The sequence below is a fragment of the Bacillus sp. AK031 genome, from assembly GCF_053903065.1.
This window is the reverse complement of the sequence record NZ_CP096424.1, coordinates 1,374,760-1,395,498: the sequence shown is the minus strand read 5'-3', so window position 1 is coordinate 1,395,498 and position 20,739 is coordinate 1,374,760. Positions and strand designations below refer to the sequence as shown.

Annotated in this window: 16 protein-coding genes; 1 reads left to right on the top strand and 15 read right to left on the bottom strand. The window is 42.6% G+C overall.

Features of this window, described 5'->3' with window-relative positions:
- Window positions 1-440: 440 nt before the first annotated feature.
- The 8 genes from M1E09_RS06920 to M1E09_RS06885 form a co-directional block, all read right to left on the bottom strand.
- Complete coding sequence (locus M1E09_RS06920; protein ID WP_456274109.1) at window positions 441-1,772, bottom strand: dihydrolipoamide acetyltransferase family protein; 1,332 nt, start codon at window positions 1,770-1,772, stop codon at window positions 441-443.
- Between the two features lie 42 nt (window positions 1,773-1,814).
- A complete protein-coding gene (locus M1E09_RS06915; RefSeq protein ID WP_456274108.1) occupies window positions 1,815-2,798 on the bottom strand; it encodes an alpha-ketoacid dehydrogenase subunit beta in 984 nt (327 codons plus the stop codon).
- Between the two features lie 13 nt (window positions 2,799-2,811).
- Entirely contained in the window at window positions 2,812-3,810 is a 999-nt protein-coding gene (locus tag M1E09_RS06910; RefSeq protein WP_456274107.1) for a thiamine pyrophosphate-dependent dehydrogenase E1 component subunit alpha, read from the bottom strand.
- Window positions 3,811-3,912: 102 nt separating this feature from the next.
- On the bottom strand, window positions 3,913-5,334 hold the full coding sequence (lpdA, locus tag M1E09_RS06905; RefSeq protein WP_456274106.1) for a dihydrolipoyl dehydrogenase: 1,422 nt from the start codon (window positions 5,332-5,334) through the stop codon (window positions 3,913-3,915).
- 21 nt (window positions 5,335-5,355) lie between these two features.
- On the bottom strand, window positions 5,356-6,462 hold the full coding sequence (gene buk, locus M1E09_RS06900) for a butyrate kinase (RefSeq protein WP_456274105.1): 1,107 nt from the start codon (window positions 6,460-6,462) through the stop codon (window positions 5,356-5,358).
- A 137-nt stretch (window positions 6,463-6,599) separates the two neighbouring features.
- Window positions 6,600-7,694, bottom strand: coding sequence for a branched-chain amino acid dehydrogenase (bcd, locus tag M1E09_RS06895; RefSeq protein ID WP_456274104.1), 1,095 nt, complete (start codon window positions 7,692-7,694; stop codon window positions 6,600-6,602).
- Between the two features lie 30 nt (window positions 7,695-7,724).
- Entirely contained in the window at window positions 7,725-8,630 is a 906-nt protein-coding gene (yqiS, locus tag M1E09_RS06890) for a phosphate butyryltransferase (RefSeq protein ID WP_456274103.1), read from the bottom strand.
- 120 nt (window positions 8,631-8,750) lie between these two features.
- Window positions 8,751-10,829 (bottom strand): sigma 54-interacting transcriptional regulator, encoded by a 2,079-nt coding sequence (locus tag M1E09_RS06885; protein WP_456274102.1) that lies wholly within the window; start codon window positions 10,827-10,829, stop codon window positions 8,751-8,753.
- 131 nt (window positions 10,830-10,960) lie between these two features.
- On the opposite strand from M1E09_RS06885, the gene M1E09_RS06880 reads away from it, so the two are divergent.
- Window positions 10,961-11,200: a DUF2627 domain-containing protein gene (locus tag M1E09_RS06880; protein ID WP_456274101.1), complete on the top strand. Its 240-nt coding sequence runs from the start codon at window positions 10,961-10,963 to the stop codon at window positions 11,198-11,200.
- Between the two features lie 39 nt (window positions 11,201-11,239).
- Here the strand turns inward: M1E09_RS06880 and M1E09_RS06875 are convergent, their stop codons facing one another.
- The 7 genes from M1E09_RS06875 to dxs form a co-directional block, all read right to left on the bottom strand.
- Entirely contained in the window at window positions 11,240-11,971 is a 732-nt protein-coding gene (locus M1E09_RS06875) for a glycerophosphodiester phosphodiesterase (protein ID WP_456274100.1), read from the bottom strand.
- 135 nt (window positions 11,972-12,106) lie between these two features.
- Window positions 12,107-12,886, bottom strand: coding sequence for a sporulation transcription factor Spo0A (spo0A, locus tag M1E09_RS06870; RefSeq protein ID WP_456274099.1), 780 nt, complete (start codon window positions 12,884-12,886; stop codon window positions 12,107-12,109).
- A gap of 746 nt (window positions 12,887-13,632) precedes the next feature.
- Window positions 13,633-14,919 (bottom strand): SpoIVB peptidase, encoded by a 1,287-nt coding sequence (gene spoIVB / locus M1E09_RS06865; RefSeq protein ID WP_456274098.1) that lies wholly within the window; start codon window positions 14,917-14,919, stop codon window positions 13,633-13,635.
- 423 nt (window positions 14,920-15,342) lie between these two features.
- Window positions 15,343-17,046 (bottom strand): DNA repair protein RecN, encoded by a 1,704-nt coding sequence (gene recN, locus M1E09_RS06860; RefSeq protein WP_456274097.1) that lies wholly within the window; start codon window positions 17,044-17,046, stop codon window positions 15,343-15,345.
- 16 nt (window positions 17,047-17,062) lie between these two features.
- Window positions 17,063-17,512 carry a transcriptional regulator AhrC/ArgR gene (gene ahrC / locus M1E09_RS06855; RefSeq protein ID WP_456274923.1) on the bottom strand — a complete coding sequence of 150 codons (450 nt, stop codon included), beginning with the start codon at window positions 17,510-17,512 and terminating at the stop codon, window positions 17,063-17,065.
- Between the two features lie 493 nt (window positions 17,513-18,005).
- On the bottom strand, window positions 18,006-18,833 hold the full coding sequence (locus M1E09_RS06850) for a TlyA family RNA methyltransferase (RefSeq protein WP_456274096.1): 828 nt from the start codon (window positions 18,831-18,833) through the stop codon (window positions 18,006-18,008).
- A 2-nt stretch (window positions 18,834-18,835) separates the two neighbouring features.
- Window positions 18,836-20,728 carry a 1-deoxy-D-xylulose-5-phosphate synthase gene (gene dxs / locus M1E09_RS06845; protein WP_456274095.1) on the bottom strand — a complete coding sequence of 631 codons (1,893 nt, stop codon included), beginning with the start codon at window positions 20,726-20,728 and terminating at the stop codon, window positions 18,836-18,838.
- Window positions 20,729-20,739 lie beyond the last annotated feature (11 nt).

Genomic DNA, 20,739 nt, shown 5'->3' with positions numbered 1-20,739 from the left:
TCACAACGAACAAAGTGAGTTGATGATGACTTATCGCAAGGAAGGAGACCGAAATCCGCTAGGTGCTGGCCGCTGGAGCTGGATTCGCCTGCGGGGTTACGTTCCGGTGGGTACGTAACCTTGGTCTCACCTGTCCCGCTAATCCCGCAGGAGGTCGCACACCTTCCGCTCCAATCTACCGTTGTTCTATATTTCACTGAAACATTGAGGTCAAATACCAAGAAGCTTGACTACTTCAATAAAAGAATCCAGAACACCCATTCACTAATAGAAAAACTAGCTTTTGAACCGATGCAGATTATTTTTATTGAATAAGGTGTTCCTCAATTAATCCCAAATAACAACATCATCAACTAACAGAGCCAAAGGATAAAAAAACCGGTTTGCTGTTTGCAAACCGGCTTGGTTACTTAATATTGATACTTCTTATTGGTCTCTTCTTAATAGATAGAAGTATTTTCTTTTGAAATGTTTTCGATGATTTCTTTTACACGCTGTAGGAAACGTCCACATACAAGGCCGTCCAATACACGGTGGTCAAGTGACATACAAAGGTTTACCATGTCTCTTACCGCAATCATGCCGTTGTCCATAACGACTGGGCGTTTCACGATTGACTCAACCTGAAGGATTGCTGCTTGAGGGTAATTGATGATACCCATTGATTGAACAGAACCGAATGAGCCAGTGTTATTGACTGTGAATGTTCCACCTTGCATATCTTCTGATTTCAGCTTGCCGCTGCGTACTTTGCCTGCAAGTTCTGTGATTTCGCGAGCAATACCCTTGATTGTCTTCTCGTCAGCATTTTTGATGACTGGCACGAAAAGTGCATCGTCTGTCGCAACAGCGATAGAGATATTGATGTCTTTCTTCTGGATGATTTTGTCTCCTGCCCACATGGAATTGATCATTGGGAATTCTTTAAGCGCCTGAGCTACAGCTTTCACGAAGAAAGCAAAGAATGTAAGGTTGTAACCTTCACGTTGTTTGAATTCACCTTTGATTGTGTTACGGAAACCAACAAGATTTGTTGCATCGATTTCCATCATTGTCCAAGCATGCGGAGCCTCATGCTTACTGCGAAGCATGTTTGCAGCAATTGCTTTTCTGACTCCGGTTACAGGGATTTCTACATCACCAGGCATAACTGGCACATTTGGTGCCGGCGCTGCAGGTTTTGACGGAGCTGCTGCCGCTGGTGCCTCTTTAACAGGCGCTTGCTTAGGCTCTTCCTTCGCAGGTGCTGCTGCTTTTGCATCGCCTGCTTTTGGAATGTTACCAGAATCAATCAGCTTTTGCAGATCTTTACGTGTGATTCTGCCGTCTCTTCCTGTACCTTCTACTTGATCAAGATCAATATCATGTTCTTGAGACAATCTCAGAACAGCTGGAGAGAAACGGACTTTCCCTTGTCCTTTTTCTGCTTTTTTAGCTGGTTTCTTCGTTTCCTGCTTTTCTTCTTTAGCTGCAGAATCATCGCTCACAGGCTCTTCCGCCGCAGGTGCTTCTTCGTCGGCAGAACCGGCGCCTTCTACTTCAATTGAGCAGATGAATTCCCCAACTTCTAAAGTGTCGCCTTCATCTGCAATCAATTCTTTAATTGTCCCTGTAAAAGAGGATGGAACTTCTGCATTAACTTTATCTGTGTTCACTTCAGCGATAGGATCATATTTATTGACTTGGTCTCCAGGACCCACCAGCCATTTACTGATCGTACCTTCTGTAACACTTTCCCCAAGCTGAGGCATCTTCATTTTTTCAATACCCAAAGAGGAGCCCTCCTTACTGCATTTTGTTTTTATTAGTTTGTATTAAAATTCTGCTAGTTCACGCATTGCTTTTTCTACTTTATCCGGGTTCACCATGAAGTACTTCTCCATTGTTGGTGAGTATGGCATTGCCGGTACATCTGGACCCGCAAGGCGCATAATCGGTGCATCAAGATCAAATAAGCAGTTTTCAGAAATGATCGCTGCTACTTCACCCATGATGCTTCCTTCTTTGTTGTCTTCGGTAAGAAGAAGAACCTTACCCGTTTTTGAAGCTGCTTCGATGATAGCTTCTTTATCCAATGGATAAATGGTTCTAAGGTCAAGGATTTCCGCTTCAATTCCATCTTCAGCAAGTCTTTCAGCAGCTTGCTGTGCAAAGTGGACACACAGTCCGTAAGTGATGACAGTCAAGTCTTCACCTTCACGTTTTACGTCAGCTTTCCCGATTGGAAGTACATAATCATCGTCAGGAACTTCACCTTTGATCAAACGATATGCACGCTTGTGCTCGAAGAACATAACCGGATCTTTATCACGGATAGCCGCTTTCAATAAACCTTTTACATCATAAGGTGTAGAAGGCATTACGATTTTCAATCCAGGCTGGTTAGCAAATACCGCCTCAACGGATTGAGAGTGGTAAAGTGCACCATGTACACCGCCGCCATAAGGAGCACGGATAACCATTGGACAGCTCCAATCGTTATTGGAACGATAACGGATACGCGCAGCTTCAGAAATAATCTGGTTAACTGCAGGCATGATGAAGTCAGCAAACTGCATTTCAGCAATCGGGCGCATACCGTACATAGCAGCCCCAATTCCAACACCTGCGATAGCAGACTCTGCTAGTGGTGTATCTAAAACACGATCCTCGCCAAATTGATCATAAAGGCCTCGGGTTGCTCCGAAAACTCCACCTTTTTTACCGACGTCTTCTCCAAGAACAAAAACTTTTTCGTCTCTTTCCATTTCTTCACGGATAGCCATTGTTACTGCATCAATATAAGAAATTACTGCCATGAATTATTCCCCCTTACTTCTCTTCTGCGTAGACGTATTTAAGCGCACTTTCAGGCTCTGCATATGCTGCATTTTCAGCATAATCAGTTGCTTCGTTTACTATTTTCATTATGCGGTCGTTGATTTCTTTTTCAAGTTCATCATTCATCACGCCTGTTTCTTTCAAGTAAGCACCGAAAGTGATGATCGGATCTTTCGTTTTAGCTTTAGCTACTTCATCAGGAGAACGGTAGCTGCGGTCATCATCATCAGAGGAGTGAGGAGTCAGGCGGTAAGAAATTGTTTCTACTAATGTAGGGCCTTCGCCTCTCCGTCCGCGGTCAGCTGCTTCCTTAACCGCTTTGTAAACTTCCAGCGGATCGTTTCCATCTACCGTCACACCTGGCATACCGTATCCGATTGCACGGTCAGAAACATTTTCACAAGCCAATTGTTTTTCGATTGGAACAGAAATCGCATATTTATTATTTTCACACATGAAGATAACTGGAAGCTTATGTACTCCCGCAAAGTTAGCGCCTTCATGGAAGTCACCCTGGTTGGATGATCCTTCACCAAACGTTACAAATGTAACAAGATCCTTCTTCTCCATTTTCCCTGCAAGTGCGATACCAACAGCATGCGGTACTTGCGTTGTTACCGGAGATGAACCTGTTACGATGTTGTTTTTCTTTTGCCCGAAGTGGCCAGGCATTTGGCGTCCGCCTGAGTTAGGGTCTTCCTCTTTTGCAAAACCTGAAAGCATTAAGTCTTTTGCCGTCATTCCGAATGTCAATACAACACCCATGTCGCGGTAGTATGGCAATACGTAGTCCTTCTCAGTATCAAGGGCGAAGGCAGCACCGATTTGTGCAGCTTCCTGACCTTGACAGGAGATAACGAAAGGAATCTTACCAGAACGGTTCAACAGCCACATACGTTCGTCGATGCGACGTGCCATCAACATTGTTTCATACATTTCTAATACTTTATCGTTGGATAAACCAAGAGCTTCATGACGATTTTCAGCCATTTATTTTTACCTCCCAAACATTTATAGGGGGAGAACCTTAGAGGCCCTCCTCTCCTTTATGTGCATCACATTCATATTGAATATGGAGTAAACCAGCAAACATTAAGAATGAATTGCTTTTCCGTCAACTGCCAATGCCGCTTCACCAATCGCTTCACTCAATGATGGGTGAGGGTGGATTGTATGTGCGACCTCCCATGGCGTAGCATCAAGTACACGGGCCAGCCCAGCTTCTGAAATCATATCAGTCACGTGCGGACCAATCATATGAACACCAAGGATATCATTTGTATCTTTATCGGCAACAATTTTCACGAAGCCATCAGATTCTCCATAAACAAGCGCTTTACCAATGGCACGGAAAGAAAACTTGCCGACTTTCAGATTGTGTCCTGCTTCTTTCGCTTCATTTTCAGTCAACCCGACACTTGCAATTTCAGGGTTGCTGTAGATACATTTTGATACAAGGCTGTAATCGATTGGTTCAGGATTTTCATTGGCCATATGCTCAACAGCGGAAATTCCTTCATGGGACGCAACATGAGCCAGTTGAAGGCCGCCGATGACATCACCGATTGCATAGATATGAGACTCTTTTGTCTGCATATGTTTATTCACTTTGATGAATCCTTTTTCTACAACAATGTCGGTGTTCTCAAGGCCGATGCCTTCAACATTAGCCTGGCGCCCAACGGAAACAAGAAGCTGGTAAGCAGAGAACTCTTTTTGGTCTCCTTTGATTTCAGCCTTGATTTTCACGCCGCCTTCTTTTTCGATCGTTTCAGGAAGTACCTTTGCACCTGTCACGATTTTTACGCCTTTTTTCTTCATCAAACGCTGCATTTCTTTGGAGATTTCATGATCTTCTGTAGGAACGATTCTATCCGCATACTCTATAACGGTAACTTCCACTCCGAAATCGGAGAGCATGGAAGCCCACTCGATTCCAATGACACCGCCGCCGACAATGATGATTGATTTCGGAAGATTTTCAAGTTCCAATGCTTCATCGGAAGAAAGGACGAACTTCCCGTCGATATCAAGCCCAGGAAGTGTTCGAGGACGTGAACCAGTAGCCACGATTACATTCTTAGGGATTAACATTTCATTTTCTTCCCCGTTATTCATTTCAACAGAGATTGTTCCAGGCATAGGGGAGAAGATGGAAGGCCCAAGGATTCTTCCTAATCCTTCATACACATCGATTTTACCTTGCTTCATTAAGTGCTGAACACCTTTATGAAGTCCTTCGACGATTTTCTCTTTTCTTTCCTGTACCCGGTTAAAGTCCAACTTAACATCATTGATCATGACCCCAAAAGTGTCGGCCTCTTTGGCCGTAGCAAATACTTCTGCACTGCGTAGCAATGCTTTACTAGGGATACAGCCTTTGTGCAGGCAAGTACCGCCCAGTTTCCCTTTTTCAACAATTGCTGTTTTAAGTCCTAATTGTGAAGCGCGAATGGCAGCGACATAACCGCCTGTTCCGCCCCCAAGTATGACCAAATCATATTCTTGAGCCAATGGTATTCCTCCTTCTGTATCTTAAACTGTCGCTTCTTTCTTTACATTGCCGGGATAGTTCTTCTCTTGCTCTTCGCCTTTTAACACGCGAAGTGCACCTTCTGCCAGTGCCTGTAGTTCATTTTCCCCTGCATGTACAATGACATCTGCTATCCAATTTATTTTTTCGCTGATTTGCTTAACAAACTCTTTGCCGTAAGCCAACCCGCCGGTCAAGACGATGGCATCCACCTTGCCTTGAAGGACCGCGCTTGCAGAACCAATTTCTTTTGCGATTTGATAGGCCATAGCATCATAAACCAGCTTTGCCTTTTCATCGCCTTTTTCAATCAGCTGTTCTACTTTAACGGCATCATTTGTTCCAAGATAGCCCACCAGTCCGCCTTGGCCAACGAGTTTTTTCATAATCTCATCACGGTAGAAATTGCCGGAGAAACACATATCCACAAGATCTCCCGCAGGGACAGTCCCTGCACGTTCCGGACTAAATGGACCATCACCATGCAAACCATTGTTTACATCGATAACTTTTCCATTTTTATGTGCTCCAACAGTAATACCGCCGCCCATATGTGTGATGATGAGGTTCAGGTCTTCGTACTTCTTGTTTAGATCTTTCGCTACTCTTCTGGCCACTGCCTTTTGGTTAAGAGCATGGAAAATACTCTTCCTCTCAATTAGTGAAACACCAGAAATCCTTGCGATCGGAGCAAGCTCGTCCACTACTACTGGATCTACAATATAGGATGGAATATTCAGGCCAGTTGCTATTTCATAGGCGAGAATTCCTCCAAGGTTTGAGGCATGTTGTCCAGAATACCCCTCACGCAGGTCTTGCAGCATTTCTTCGTTAACGGAGTAGGTTCCGCCTTCTATCGGCTTTAAAAGTCCTCCTCGTCCGCAAACAGCACTTAACTTTGAAATGTTGATGCCTTCTTCATCCAGCGTTTCCAAAATTGTCTCTTTTCTGAACTGATACTGATCGATGATGCTTTCAAATTCGTTTATCTTGTCGGAATCATGTCTCAGCGTCTTTTCAAAAATCGATATGTCGTTATCAAATACACCAATCTTCGTAGATGTAGAACCAGGATTGATGACTAGAATTCGATGTTCTTTTGCTTCCAATGTTGTTACCTCCAATTTAGAAAAGCATTGCTTTTCTTTAGTGGTCCCCTTTTCTAGGTCTCTGTACCCCTTGTTCTTTATATCCAAAATTGAGAGACGCTTCGCCTCAAGGAAGCCAAGCGTCTCTATTCAGCAGCTTAGCGGTAGCTCAGGATATGCTTTCCGTTTTGTAAGAACTGGCTGCGTGATTTGCGATTTCTTTCAATTCTTTCTTCAGCCATGCGGTCAGCTGCAAGGTATGTTGGGATTCCGTCACGTTTAGCAATCTCAAGCACACGCTCTACATTATTATAAACCTGTTCAACCTTTTTCATTGCACGCTCACGGTTATATCCGTAAAGCTCATCAGCAACGTTAATAACTCCGCCTGCATTAATTACATAATCCGGAGCATAAACAATACCCATCTCATGGATCGTATCACCATGCGCTGTATCTTTAAGCTGGTTGTTTGCAGCACCTGCAATCACTTTCGCTTTGATTTGCGGGATGGTTTCATCATTGATTACCGCACCAAGAGCACAAGGAGCAAAGATATCACAGTCAACACTGTAGATGTCATTGATATCTACTGCTTTTGCACCAAATTCTTCGACTGCACGCTGAACAGCTTCCTTGTTGATATCTGTAACAATCAGGTTGGCGCCTTCTTCATGCAAATGACGGCAAAGTGTGAATGCTACATTTCCTACACCTTGTACGGCAATTGTTTTCCCTTCAAGAGAGTCTGTACCGAAAGCTTCCTTCGCTGCAGCTTTCATTCCACGGTACACTCCGTATGCTGTTACTGGAGAAGGATTTCCTGAAGAACCGAATGCTGGAGAAATTCCAGTAACATAATCTGTTTCCTCATGGATAAGGTCCATATCAGCCACTGTTGTTCCTACGTCTTCCGCAGTTATGTAGCGGCCATTAAGTCCTTGAATGAAGCGTCCGAAAGCACGGAACATTTCCTCGTTCTTATCTTTGCGCGGATCTCCAATGATAACCGTTTTTCCTCCGCCAAGGTTAAGGCCCGCTGCTGCATTTTTGTAGGTCATTCCTTTTGCAAGACGCAAAGCATCTTCAATAGCAGCTTCTTCAGAGTCATATGTCCACATGCGTGTGCCGCCTAGAGCTGGCCCTAAAGTTGTATCATGAATTCCGATGATTGCTTTCAAGCCTGAATTTTCATCCTGGCAGAATAATAATTGCTCATAATCATATTTTTCCATATAAGTAAAGATCTTCATTTTTGGTTCCTCCCTGGAATCTTAAGTTTTTTATTTAGAAGCTGAACAGATAGCTAACGCAAGAGAATACAGCTTGCTTTCTGCACTGTCCGCTCTGGATGTAAGGACAATTGGCGCCTTTGCTCCTGCAATGACAGCCCCAACCTTTGCCTTTGCAAAGTAAATAAGTGATTTATATAGTGCATTACCTGTTTCTATATTCGGGACAAGCAGGATGTCAGCCTGTCCTGCGGCTTCACTTGAAATCCCTTTATGTTCTGCCGCTTCCATTGATACAGCGTTATCAAGCGCCAGCGGACCGTCAACAATACAGCCTTTGATCTGGCCTCTTCTATTCATTTGTGTAAGCACAGCTGCATCGATAGTGGCCTGCATTGCCGGGTTTACGACTTCCACTGCAGCTATAGGCGCTACCTTTGGGTTATCCAAGCCGATTCCGTGCGCTACTCCAACAGAATTTTTGATGATTTGGGCTTTTTGTTCAAGGTCTGGAGCAATATTCATCGCTGCATCCGTTACTAGTGTCAGGCGATCATATCCCGGAATTTCAAATACTGCCACATGTGACAATACGTTCCCTGTCCTTAAACCAAATTCTTTATTTAACACTGCTTTTAAAATGACCGCAGTAGCGACATTCCCTTTCATAAGAGCGTTCGCTTCATTATTCCTTACTGCCTTAACTGCTGACTCTGCGGCTTCTTTAGTACTGTCTGCATGCAAGACCGATACTGCAGAGCTGTTCATCAGCTGTGGTGAAACAGCTTCGATGACATTATTTATCTTTCCAGCATCACCAAAAAGCAAAAAGTTGGCTAAACCACGCTCCACTGCCATAGAAACGGCTTCTATTACTTCTTTATCTTCTGCCGCGGCTACCGCAACTGTCGCATCTTTCCAGCGGGTTGCTTGTTCAATTAAATTGTCTAGTTTCATAAGTTGTTTCAACCCCTTTCCTAATACTAGGCCTCACATTTGTATACATGCAAGAAACGTGCCAACTCTAAAATCGTGAAAACGCTTTATTAAATAATAAAATAGTGTGCATTTTTTTTCTCAGTCTGCAAGATTTTGCATGCCATTCGTTTCAATTTTATACTTTCCAAGCTTATAATACAAATTTCGCACCGAAACATTAAGGGCTTTAGCTGTAGCAGTTTTGTTGCCTTTATTATGCTCTAAAACTTCTTTAATAATGTTCTTTTCATATTCTTCCAACATAGAAGCTAAATCTTTTCCCTTTCCATCATTGGACAGCTGAACCCCTTGATTTTTTTCCGGTACTTTTTCCAGAAAGGGCAGATGTTTGAGCTCAATCATCGTTTCATTATAATTCATAAAAATGATTGCCCTTCCAAGGATATTTTCAAGTTCCCTTACATTACCGGGCCAGTGATAACTCATCAGCCTGTCCATGACAGTAGGCTTTATCCCTTCGACATTCCTGCCATAATCCTGATTGATCTTATGGATAAGCACTTCACATAGAAATGGGATATCTGTCTTCCTTGTCCGCAAAGGAGGAATTTGAATGGGCATTCTGTTTAAACGATAGTATAGGTCTTCACGAAATGTCCCATTTGCGATAGCTTTTTCCAGGTTTACGTTGGTCGCTGCGATAACTCTTACATTTATACTGACGGATTTTGTTCCGCCTACCCGGACAATTTCGCTTTCTTGAAGCACCCTCAATAGCTTTGCCTGGGTATCCGCTTTCAGTTCGCCGATTTCATCCAGAAAAATACTGCCATTGTTCGCTTCCTCAAACAAGCCTTTCTTTCCACCGCGTTTTGCGCCGGAGAAAGCTCCCTCTTCATACCCAAAAAGCTCACTTTCCAGTAAATTCTCCGATATGGCAGCACAATTGACACGAATAAACTTATTGTACTTCCTGTCGCTTGCGTTATGGATGGCATGGGCAAACAACTCTTTCCCTGTACCCGACTCACCCCTGAGAAGGACGGTTGCCGGTGTTTTTGCGCCAAGCTTAGCCTGTTCAATTGCAAGTTTCATTTCCTCTGACATGCCAATGATATCATCAAAGGTATACTTGGCTTCCAAGGTCCTGATAATGCGCCTCGCTCTGTCCAGCTCATTTGTTAAGGCCTGAATCTCAGAGACATCATGAATGACCCCAACGCTTCCTTTGAGTTTGCCATCAACGATGATCGGAGCTACATTTACGATAACCTCTTTTTTATTCGGGCCGACCCTCATCTTACTTCCCCGGATTGCCCTTCTGCTTTGCAGTACCTTTAAGTGAATGCTTTCACCTTCCGATATGTCTGCTGTGGCAGGCTTTCCAATAATTTCTTCCTCAGTCAAGCCGGTAATCCTTGTATAGGCGGGGTTAATCAATAACCCTTTTCCCTCTTCATCGACAACGGAAATCGCATCATCACTTGATTGGATGATGGCTTGCAGCATGGTTTGGATTTCTTTGAGGTTAGTTATTTCCTCTGCAAGATTTACCACTTCAGTTATATCCTTGAAAACGGAGAAAGCTCCCATAACTTGATGGCCTTCCGTTATCATCGGAATTCGGTTCGTAATGATTTTCAAACCATTATCGAGCATCAATTCTTTGTTCGTTTCCGTCCTTTGGGATTCCAGCACCCGAGGAAGTTTGCTTTCAGGAATAATCTCAAAAATATGTTTCCCAACAGCATCTCCATTTGAAATACCGATCATCTTCTCCGCACTGCGGTTGAATAAGATGATGGTTCCCTCAGTGTCTATACCCACCATGCCATCATCGGTGGAGTTAAGGATCAGGTCACGTTTGAAAAATTCATATTTCATTTCATCAATCAAGTGTTCCTTTTCTCCGAGCAGTTTGGCAACTAAGTAAGCAACGCTCCCTGGAATGACGACCGTATTCTTCCCTCTTGAATCTCTTAGTTCCTCGAACACTTTTTGGTCACCCGTTACTTCGACAACAATATCTATCTTCTCATCAAGAAAGTTTCTCCAGTCTCTTCCGTGGGCTATCCCTCTTTCTTTAGCAAAAAGGATACCCGGACTGTTTTCATCAAGGTCACAAACTGCTGCCACTTTCAATACCGAAGTTTCCTTCAACATCTTCAATATTGCAATTCCGCCTTTACCTCCGCCAACTACTAAAACCTTTTGCAACTTCTTTCCACCTCTTGGTATTGAGACTGCAATTTATTTCATACTAGTCTATTGTAGCGTAAGAACTTTTGGTTGACAAATTTCTTCTATGATATAATGATTGTCGAACGACTGATTAGAGGAGAATATGTATGCAAAGATTGCTCGCACTAATAATCATGCTGATTCCAGGGGCACTTGCCGCACTGGGGATCAAGCTGATGAGAGATATGTTATTTGGAATCCTCCAACCGCCCTTTTTTGCCCTTTGGCTACAATTTATAGCAGGACTCTTGTTTTTCCTTGGAGGACTCGGCTTCATAGCAGGCTTCATTCTGCATCGAGACCGAAAAAGAAACAAGGTACAAGACAGATTTAAAAACAAAAGGTGAACAAAAATAAAAATCTATCCAAGTAAAGGATAGATTTTTTTATTTCCCCAGAGATTCCCTAAGATTTAATGCTTTTTCAGGATAGTCTGTTATAAGGGCAGTACACCGTATTTCAAAAAGTCTTTTCATCACTGATTCCTTATTGATCGTATATGGCCTGACAGCAACCCCGGCTTTCATTGCATCAATAATAATCGCATCCGGGGCAGCTTTTATATTAGGATGGATTGATTTTGCATGAAGTGATTGAGCATAAATCCACGGCATGAAAAGACCCGATGAATACAATGGAGCGATTTCAACTTCGGGATTAAGCCGGTGGCAATGGACAATCGAATAATGATTGAACGAGGATAGTACGATTCTGTCCTGATAACCGAATTCGTCAATAAGGGCCAATACCTTTTCTTCAAGCTGCGGATACGGTATCACACTATTTTTCAACTCTACATTGCAAATCATGTCATTCTTCTGCATCCACTCGAAAACATCCCTTAATGCAGGTATTCTCACTTTTTGCAGAATCTTCTTAAATTTATAGCTGGCATCCAGCTTTTTGACTTCTTTCAACGTCATATCTTTAATGAAACCTTTTCCGTTTGTCGTCCGGTCAACCGTTTCATCATGAATGACCACTATTTCTCCGTCTTTGGTAAGCTGAACATCGAGTTCAATTCCATCTGCTCCCACTCGTTCAGCTTCGCGGAAAGCTTCCATCGTATTCTCCGGATGAGTGCCGGCTGAGCCGCGGTGCGCAAAAATCAAAGTCATACAGAACAACTCCATTCTATACAGTAAAAACTTTAGTCTTACCTTCTATTTTACAAAATAAAAACCTGATAAACCAAGTGATTTATCAGGTTTCACAATTATGAATGTATAAGTTCTTCTTTAATCCTCACGCTTTCAAGAAGCTTTGTGCTCCAGACGCAGCTTATCGGCCACCATTGCAATGAACTCGCTGTTTGTCGGTTTGGCTTTGGTCATACTTACTGTGTATCCGAACAGGCTTGAGATGCTGTCGATGTTTCCACGGCTCCAAGCAACTTCAATCGCATGGCGGATGGCGCGCTCAACGCGGCTGGCCGTGGTATTGAACTTTTTCGCGATATCCGGATAAAGGACTTTAGTGATTGACCCCAATAGTTCAATATCCTTATACACCATGGAAATAGCTTCACGAAGGTAAAGATAACCTTTAATATGAGCGGGCACTCCTATTTCATGAATGATGCTTGTAATGCTCGCATCAAGATTTTTGGGTTTGGATTCTGCAGCAGATCGTGATGAAGAAGATTTCTTAAATATCGGATTTGATTTCCCACTGACTTGACGGATATGACTCACCAAATTTTCCATATCGAATGGCTTAAGAATAAAATAAGATGCACCGAGATCAACAGCTTTTTTCGTAACATCTTCCTGGCCAAATGCTGTTAACATAATAACATTCGGAATAACATTGCGTTCCCTGATACGTTCCAAGACAGCCAGTCCATCAAGGTGAGGCATAATAATGTCCAATACAATGACATCCGGTTCTACTTCGTCAAGCATCTCTAGACATTCTTGTCCATTATGGGCAACACCCACTACCTCCATATCATTCTGCGATGAAATATATTCCTCCAGTAAAGATACTAATTCACGATTATCATCTACTACACACACTTTAATTGAATTCACTACAGTTTTCCTCCTCAATCCGATATAAATCATATCCTGTCTATATTTTATTCTAAAGTAAATTTTCGACAAAGCAATAAGAAATCCTCTTATTTTTTGAAAAAATCTCAAAAATTAAATATTTTCTCTCATTTCCTTTTGTTTTCTCTTAATTTCGACCTCATTCGATATGACCAGTTTGGTTTTGTCGAATAATCTTTATATCCTTATTTTATCAGAAAAAAGCCTTTAAAAAAACACTCATATTGTAAACCTTGCCGCTATTGAAGAGGGGGTAGTTTGCCCAATGATTCCGAGGGTATTCGATGTTCATTATTCAGGTGAATAGTCCGTTTCAGTGAGTAAGAGCAGGACACTGGCACTAGGCTCACGAGAATCTCATAGGAAGTCGAGCATCATTGCTTTCCTTGTCTTTCCATACTAGAATGGGGTGTTTTTTCCTTTAATCGTGCTATTATAACTGGCTTTTCCTTTTATAATGGGGTGTTTCTTCTCTAATCGTACTATTATAACTGACTCTTCCTTTTATAATGTAGTGTTTCTCCTCTAATTGTACTATTACAACTGACTTTTCCTTTTATAATGGAGTGGTTTCTCCTCTAATCGTGCTATTATAACTGACTCTTCATTTTATAATGGGGTGCTTCCCCTTTAATCATGCCATTATAACTGGCTTTTCGTTTTATCATATGGTGGTGCTTCCCTTAATACTAAAAAATCAAAAAACAGACGGCGTGAACCGTCTGTCAGCTTGCTTTTTCTCTTTCTTCTTCGTAGATGTTAATCCCTGCCTCATTCAGCATCCATTCAATATGGACACCGTATCCAGAGGTTGGGTCATTAACAAATACGTGCGTGACAGCTCCAATTAATTTTCCATTCTGGATGATCGGACTTCCGCTCATGCCTTGGACGATTCCACCCGTTTTATCTAATAATCCGGGATCAGTTACTTTTATGACCATTCCCTTAGTGGCAGGGAATTTTTGAGGTATCGTACTGACGATTTCAATATCGTACAGTTCGACTTCCTCCCCATCAACTACTGTAAGGATCTGGGCCGGCCCCTCTTTGACTTGATGCGACAAAGCGATAGGCAATGCCTTATCAAGCATTCCATTCTTTATATCCCTGTTCAGCTTACCAAAGATACCGAATGGACTGTTTCTTGTTATATCGCCGATTACATCTTTTTCACCAGTGAATCTGGCAAGCTTCTCTCCCGGTTTTCCGTTGCTGCCCTTTTCTATGGAGGTCACCGTACTGTGGACAATTTCACCATCTTCAACAACGATTGGTTTTTTTGTATCCATATCTGAAATGACATGTCCGAGAGCACCATATTTTTTTGATTTTGGATCATAGAAAGTCATTGTTCCGATTCCCGCTGCCGCATCCCGTATATACAATCCAAGCTTGTACGATTCTTGGGAGGTATCTTTCAACGGCTGCAATTCTGTTTTAATTTGGTCTTTATCCCTTCTTAGTACAACCTCAAGAGCTTTCTCGCTCTCGCCTGCTTCTTGAACAAAAGGTGCGACATCTGCAAGTTTCTCAATCTTTTTCCCGTTAATTTCTGTTATCATATCTCCGACTTGTATCCCCGCCTTCTCGCCGGGAGATACTTTCCCTTCTTCCGTTTGAACAAGATGGTGTCCAACGACAAGTACACCTAAAGTATTAAGTTTCACTCCAATGGACTGCCCGCCAGGAATGACTTTAAAGTCTTTAATGACTTCAACATCCACTTTCTTTATAGGAACGCCTGCAAGTTCCAGCAGAACTTCTTCTTTTCCGACGTTCTCTCCCTGGATTGTCAGTGCTTCTTTGGTATCACTTACTGCCAGTTTGGAATGAGAAGTTGCCATAGCTGATACAGGTGCGGCCTTTGGAAGAGAAAGTTCTTCTCCCTGCATCATGACTATTTTATTTGGTAGTTGGATATATTGTTGAACAGGTTTGACAAAACCTATGAAGCAAAGTGAAACAAGGAGAATTCCACCAATCAATTTCCTGAGTAAATCTGAATTCATTTTTTCACTCTCCTCGCTTCTAATCCACACACACTTTCTTTGTTGGCTACAGTTTTAATTTTGCCTTCAAACAGAACATTTATAACCAGACTTGAGGAAAAAAAGCTACCCATTTTGGATAGCAGTGGGAATACAGTAAAAGCTGAATAGGACTTTTTGTATAGCATATAATAGGGTTAAATTTACACAATTTGTACGCTTTTATACATAATAATTACACCCTGTGCCGATAAAGATTTCCGCTGCAGCTGGCAGTTTGCCTCTTCTGCTACGCCTGATCCTCTTATCCGCACTGTTGCTCCCCAGAGTAAGGCGCATACCTTCCGCTTCACTCCCCCTTAGTAAGAGATTGAAAAAATTTTTCTTAGAACAAACCACATAAAAAAGCTCCAAAGCCAGCAGCTCAGGAGCAGTCAGATTATTTTATTTGCTTTTTATGGATTCAGCCAAGCCGAGCAATTCTTTTGCATGCTCCCTGGTAAGGTCAGTAAATTCGACTCCTGAAATCATTCTGCCGATTTCGCGGATTTTTTCTTCCTGGTTAAGTGCGGTAACAGAAGAGCTGGTACGGCCGCTTCTTGACTTTTTCGCAATATATAGATGGGAATCGGCCATGGCCGCTACTTGAGGCAGATGGGAGATACACATCACTTGCGAGTTAATTGAAACTTGATAAATTTTCTCGGCAATCGCCTGTGCCACCCTGCCGCTCACTCCAGTGTCCACTTCATCAAAAATAATGGACGTAATGCCTTGATGTTTTGAGAAGATCGTCTTCAAAGCAAGCATTACCCTTGAAAGTTCTCCGCCTGAGGCCACTTTTGAAAGCGGCTTTAATGGTTCTCCAGGGTTGGTCGATATGAAGAACTCAATTTGGTCAGCTCCGTCCTTCCTGTACTTAAACTGTCCATTTTTAGAAGGCTCTTGCAAGAACCGGACTTCAAATGCCGTTTTGTCCATATAAAGTTCTTTCAGCTGTTCATGGATCCTTGCTGTTAAATTTTTTGCTGCTTTTTTTCGAATGCTCGAAAGCTGCTCTGCTTCGAGATACAGATCTTTTTCAAGTGATTTTAATTTTGTTTCCAGTTCATGAATAAGAGTGTCCTTATTCGTGACCGTTTCAATTTCCTCTTCAATTTTCGCACTGTATTCAAGGACCTCTTCGATTGAGGATCCATATTTTCTTTTCAAGGTGTTGATTTCATTCAAGCGGCTCTCTATAATATTCAGCCTGTCGGGCTCAAACTCAAGACCATCCAACTCTGAACGGACTGTGCCTGCTGCTTCTTCAAGTAAATAGAAGCTGTTAGAGATGCTTTCCAGCAGGCTGTCATATTTAGAGTCCAATTCAGCAGCACCTTCAATATGGCTCATGGCTAATCCTGCCCAGTCCAGTCCTCTTCCTTCTCCCTGGATGCTGCTGTAACAATTCTGCAAGGACTGAAACAGCTTTTCGAAGTTCATCAGCTTATTCTTTTCTTCTATAAGCGCTTCATCTTCTCCAGGTACCAGTGAAGCTTTCTCAATTTCAGCTAGTTGAAATTGAATCAGGTCAAGGCGATGTGCCATTTCTTGTTCATTCTCATTATATTTTTTTAAACGGCTTTGTACAGATTCAAATTCCCTAAAAACTTCTTTGTAATTAGATAAAGAAATTTTTAAGCCTGAAGCAGCATACTGATCGAGCAATGTAAGATGCAAGGTTTCATTCATCAATTCCTGATGCTCATGCTGGCCGTGTATATCAATTAAGGTAGACCCCAGTTCCCTGAGGATGGCAATAGTCACCAGTTTACCGTTTATCCGGCAAACACTTTTTCCATGGCTGGAAATGTCTCTCCTAAGGACAACCATTCCTTCTTCAATGTCAATTCCAAATTCTTCGGCTTTTCTATAGCAGGGATGATTTTTATTTTCCAACGTGAACAATCCCTCAATTTCAGCCTTTTTTTCACCATGTCTGACAAACTCCGAGGAACCTCTCCCTCCAACCAGCAAATGAACTGCATCAATTATGATGGATTTTCCTGCACCTGTTTCTCCAGTCAGTACCGTAAGCCCTTCCTCTATTGAGACAGTCAGTTCATCAATGATAGCGAAATTCTTTATCGATAGTTCCTGTAACAATACCCATTCACCTCAATTAAAGCATATCGAGAAATTGTTGAGAGATTTTCTGTGTATCTCTTTCAGTGCGGCAAATGATCAAACATGTGTCATCACCGCAGATTGTGCCGAGAATTTCTTCCCAGTCCAAATTATCTATAAGGGCTCCAATAGCGTTTGCATTCCCTGGCAGCGTTTTCATAACAAGCATGTGTCCTGCACAGTCGATTTTAACAAAGGCATCAGTCAATGTTCTTTTCAACTTTTGCAACGGATTGAATCTCTGGTCTGCAGGCAGACTGTATTTATATCGGCCGTCCATTAACGGCACTTTCACCAGATGCAGCTCTTTAATATCGCGTGATACGGTTGCTTGTGTAACATTGAAGTTGGCATTCTTCAACCTGTCAACGAGCTCATCCTGCGTTTCAATATCATGATTTGAAATAAGTTCCCTGATTTTGATTAACCTTTGGCCTTTATTCATCATATCTCTCACACCTCTTACTCTTAACTGCTGTATATTTATACTTCATCATTCATGTTAGCTCATTTGCATTATTAGTACAATAAAAAAGACATTTCGCTTCACTTTTTGTAATTCTTGGTGCTATTCATCGAATCGGGGAAGCGAGATTTCCGTTCCAGGCGTGCGGTAAGCCTCCTCAGCTTCGCCTGCGGGGTTACGTTCCGGTGGGTACGTACACTAGGTCTCACCTGTCACGCTAGTCCCGCAGGAGGTCGCACGCCTTCCGCTCCAATCGACAAATTATCATCTAATCTACAGCAGATTAGATGATCCCAGTATACCGCATCTTTTAAAAAACAGGCTTATAACAAATGCAAAAGCATCACGTTTAGACCTGACGGGCAGATGTTCCGCAGAGAAAAAGGTATTTCCCCCCCTTTTTCTCCTTTAGATTACACCTCAATATTTAACATAGTCTAAAATAAAAAGAATAAACCGAGGTTTATTCTTTCTACTTTGTCTTTAATTCGCTTTGCGCTTCTTCCACTACAGAAGGGATTGAAAATTCAAGATGGTTCTGACCCGATTCTCTTTCTCCAAGCCACGAAAGGTGAATAAGAAATTCAATATTCCCTTCTCCTCCCGTGATAGGGGAAAAGGATAAGTCCTGCACATCATATCCTTCCCTTACAGCCAAATCAACAATTTTCTGTATGACCGCCTCGTGGACTTTAGGATCCTTGACAATCCCTTTCTTTCCGACCTGCTCTTTGCCTGCTTCAAATTGCGGTTTGATTAAGGCAATGACATCACTGTCTTTTACCAAAAGTGTTTTCAACACCGGCAAAATGAGGGAGAGCGAAATGAAAGAGACATCAATCGTGGCAAAACTTGGCATATCAGCCTCCAAGTCTTCCGGCTTTACATACCGGAAGTTGGTTCTTTCCATTACTATGACTCGATCGTCCTGCCTCAGCTTCCAGGCAAGTTGATTGTAACCGACATCAAGGGCATATGACAGCTTGGCTCCATTTTGCAGGGCACAATCAGTAAATCCGCCAGTAGAGGAGCCGATATCGATCATCGTCTTCCCATCGACGGTTACATTAAAACGCTTTAAGGCCTTTTCGAGTTTCAAACCGCCTCTGCTGACATACGGAAGGACATTCCCTTTGACTATCAACGGGATGTCTTCGTTCACTTTCTCTCCAGGTTTATCCAGCCTTGATTCTTTACTGTATACTAGTCCTGCCATAACAGCCCTTTTAGCTTTTTCACGTGTTTCAGCCAATCCTCGTTCTACAAGAAGTACGTCTAATCGTTGTTTTTTTACTTTCATGTTCAAGCCCTTTTTTGTTTTTTTGGTGTCATTGAGTGAATACGGTCAATGACATTCTCAGTTGTCATTCCGATTTCGTTTAACAATTCTTTGACACTGCCATGTTCAATAAATTTATCAGGAATACCAATACGCTCTATTGTAACCTCTTTGAACCCATGATCATGGGCGAATTCAAGCACTGCACTTCCAAATCCTCCCTGCAGAACTGCTTCTTCAATGGTAAGGATAGGCATATTTTGCCCCATTATATCGGTGAGCATTTGTTCATCCAGCGGTTTGATGAAACGGGCATTCACCACTTTGACGGAAATCCCTTCCTTCTCCAACTGTTCTGCCGCTTCAAGAGCCATCGGAATTGTAGTACCAAATGTAAGAATGGCTGTGTCTTCTCCGTCCTTCAACACTTCCCATTCTCCGATAGGAATTGTTTTCAGGTCTTTATCCATCTTCACTCCATATCCATTTCCCCTTGGAAACCTTAAGGCAATTGGCCCGTCGTCGTATTTGACAGCTGTGTTGACCATATGCTGGCCTTCATTTTCATCTTTAGGCATCATCAGCACAACATTCGGCAGGTGGCGCATGAAGGCGATATCAAACACCCCTTGGTGAGTTTCCCCATCAGCTCCAACAAGTCCTGCCCTGTCAATACCGATAAATACATTCAAGTTCTGGCGGCAGATGTCATGAAGCACTTGGTCATATGCCCTTTGAAGGAAGGTTGAATATATTGCCAGGAAAGGTTTCATCCCTTGGGTCGCAAGCCCTGCAGATACTGTAGCAGCATGCTGTTCAGCAATCCCTACATCGAACATGCGGTCAGGGAATTCACTTGCGAACCCTTCGAGCTTCGATCCGACGGGCATCGCAGGAGTGATTGCCACAATCCTCTCATCTTCCCTGGCCAACTTACGGACTGTTTCACTGATCAATCCGCTCCATGACGGAGGAGCGTTTACAGGCTTAATTAAATCACCTGAATCCATTTTATATGGACCTGTCCCATGCCACGTCCCTTTTTTATCGGATTCGGCAGGATGAAAGCCCTTCCCTTTTTTAGTGATAACATGCAGAATGACAGGACCTTCTGTCTTCTTCGCGTATTGGATGTTTTCAAGTAAGTCATTATAATCATGTCCATCGATTGGGCCAAGATAAGTAAAACCCATTTCCTCAAAGAACATACCGGATACGAACAAGTACTTCAGGCTGTCTTTCACTCTTTCTGCCGTCACAGCCAGTTTTCCGCCAACAGCGGGAATCCGCTTCAGTATGTACTCCAGTTCATCTTTGACCCAGTGATACTTCCCTGCTGTCCTAAGTCGGCCAAGGACATTATGAAGCGCCCCTACATTCGGAGCTATTGACATTTCATTATCATTGAGGACCACAATCATATCTTTCTGCTCATGGCCAATGTGATTTAATGCCTCAAGGGCCATCCCGCCTGTTAGGGCACCATCACCGATAACAGGAATGATGAAAGAGTCCTCCTTCTTTACATCCCGGGCAATCGCCATCCCCATAGCTGCAGACAAAGATGTCGAGCTATGCCCTGTTTCCCATACATCATGCTCACTTTCGACCATTTTAGGAAATCCACATAAACCTTTATATTGCCTCAGAGTGCCAAATTGCCCTGCTCGACCGGTCAGGATTTTATGGACATAGGATTGGTGCCCGACATCCCAGATGATTTTGTCTTTGGGACTGTCAAAACATTTATGGAGAGCGATAGTCAGTTCGACTACCCCAAGATTGGGTCCGATATGTCCGCCGGTTTTAGATAATGTTTCTATTAAAAATTTCCTGATCTCTTTACTTAAAGATTCAAGTTCTTGCTGTGATAATGATTTAAGAAAGGAAGGGTCTTTAATTGATAACAGATCCATCCAGTTCACCA

Coding starts and splice junctions, on each gene's coding strand:
- M1E09_RS06875 (WP_456274100.1), bottom strand. CDS start 11,971: ATGACTTTGATTTTTGCGCACCGCGGCTCAGCCGGCACTCATCCGGAG.
- spoIVB (WP_456274098.1), bottom strand. CDS start 14,919: ATGAATTCAGATTTACTCAGGAAATTGATTGGTGGAATTCTCCTTGTT.
- ahrC (WP_456274923.1), bottom strand. CDS start 17,512: ATGAATAAAGGCCAAAGGTTAATCAAAATCAGGGAACTTATTTCAAAT.
- yqiS (WP_456274103.1), bottom strand. CDS start 8,630: ATGAAACTAGACAATTTAATTGAACAAGCAACCCGCTGGAAAGATGCG.
- M1E09_RS06910 (WP_456274107.1), bottom strand. CDS start 3,810: ATGGCTGAAAATCGTCATGAAGCTCTTGGTTTATCCAACGATAAAGTA.
- dxs (WP_456274095.1), bottom strand. CDS start 20,728: ATGGATCTGTTATCAATTAAAGACCCTTCCTTTCTTAAATCATTATCA.
- M1E09_RS06850 (WP_456274096.1), bottom strand. CDS start 18,833: ATGAAAGTAAAAAAACAACGATTAGACGTACTTCTTGTAGAACGAGGA.
- M1E09_RS06880 (WP_456274101.1), top strand. CDS start 10,961: ATGCAAAGATTGCTCGCACTAATAATCATGCTGATTCCAGGGGCACTT.
- M1E09_RS06915 (WP_456274108.1), bottom strand. CDS start 2,798: ATGGCAGTAATTTCTTATATTGATGCAGTAACAATGGCTATCCGTGAA.
- bcd (WP_456274104.1), bottom strand. CDS start 7,694: ATGAAGATCTTTACTTATATGGAAAAATATGATTATGAGCAATTATTA.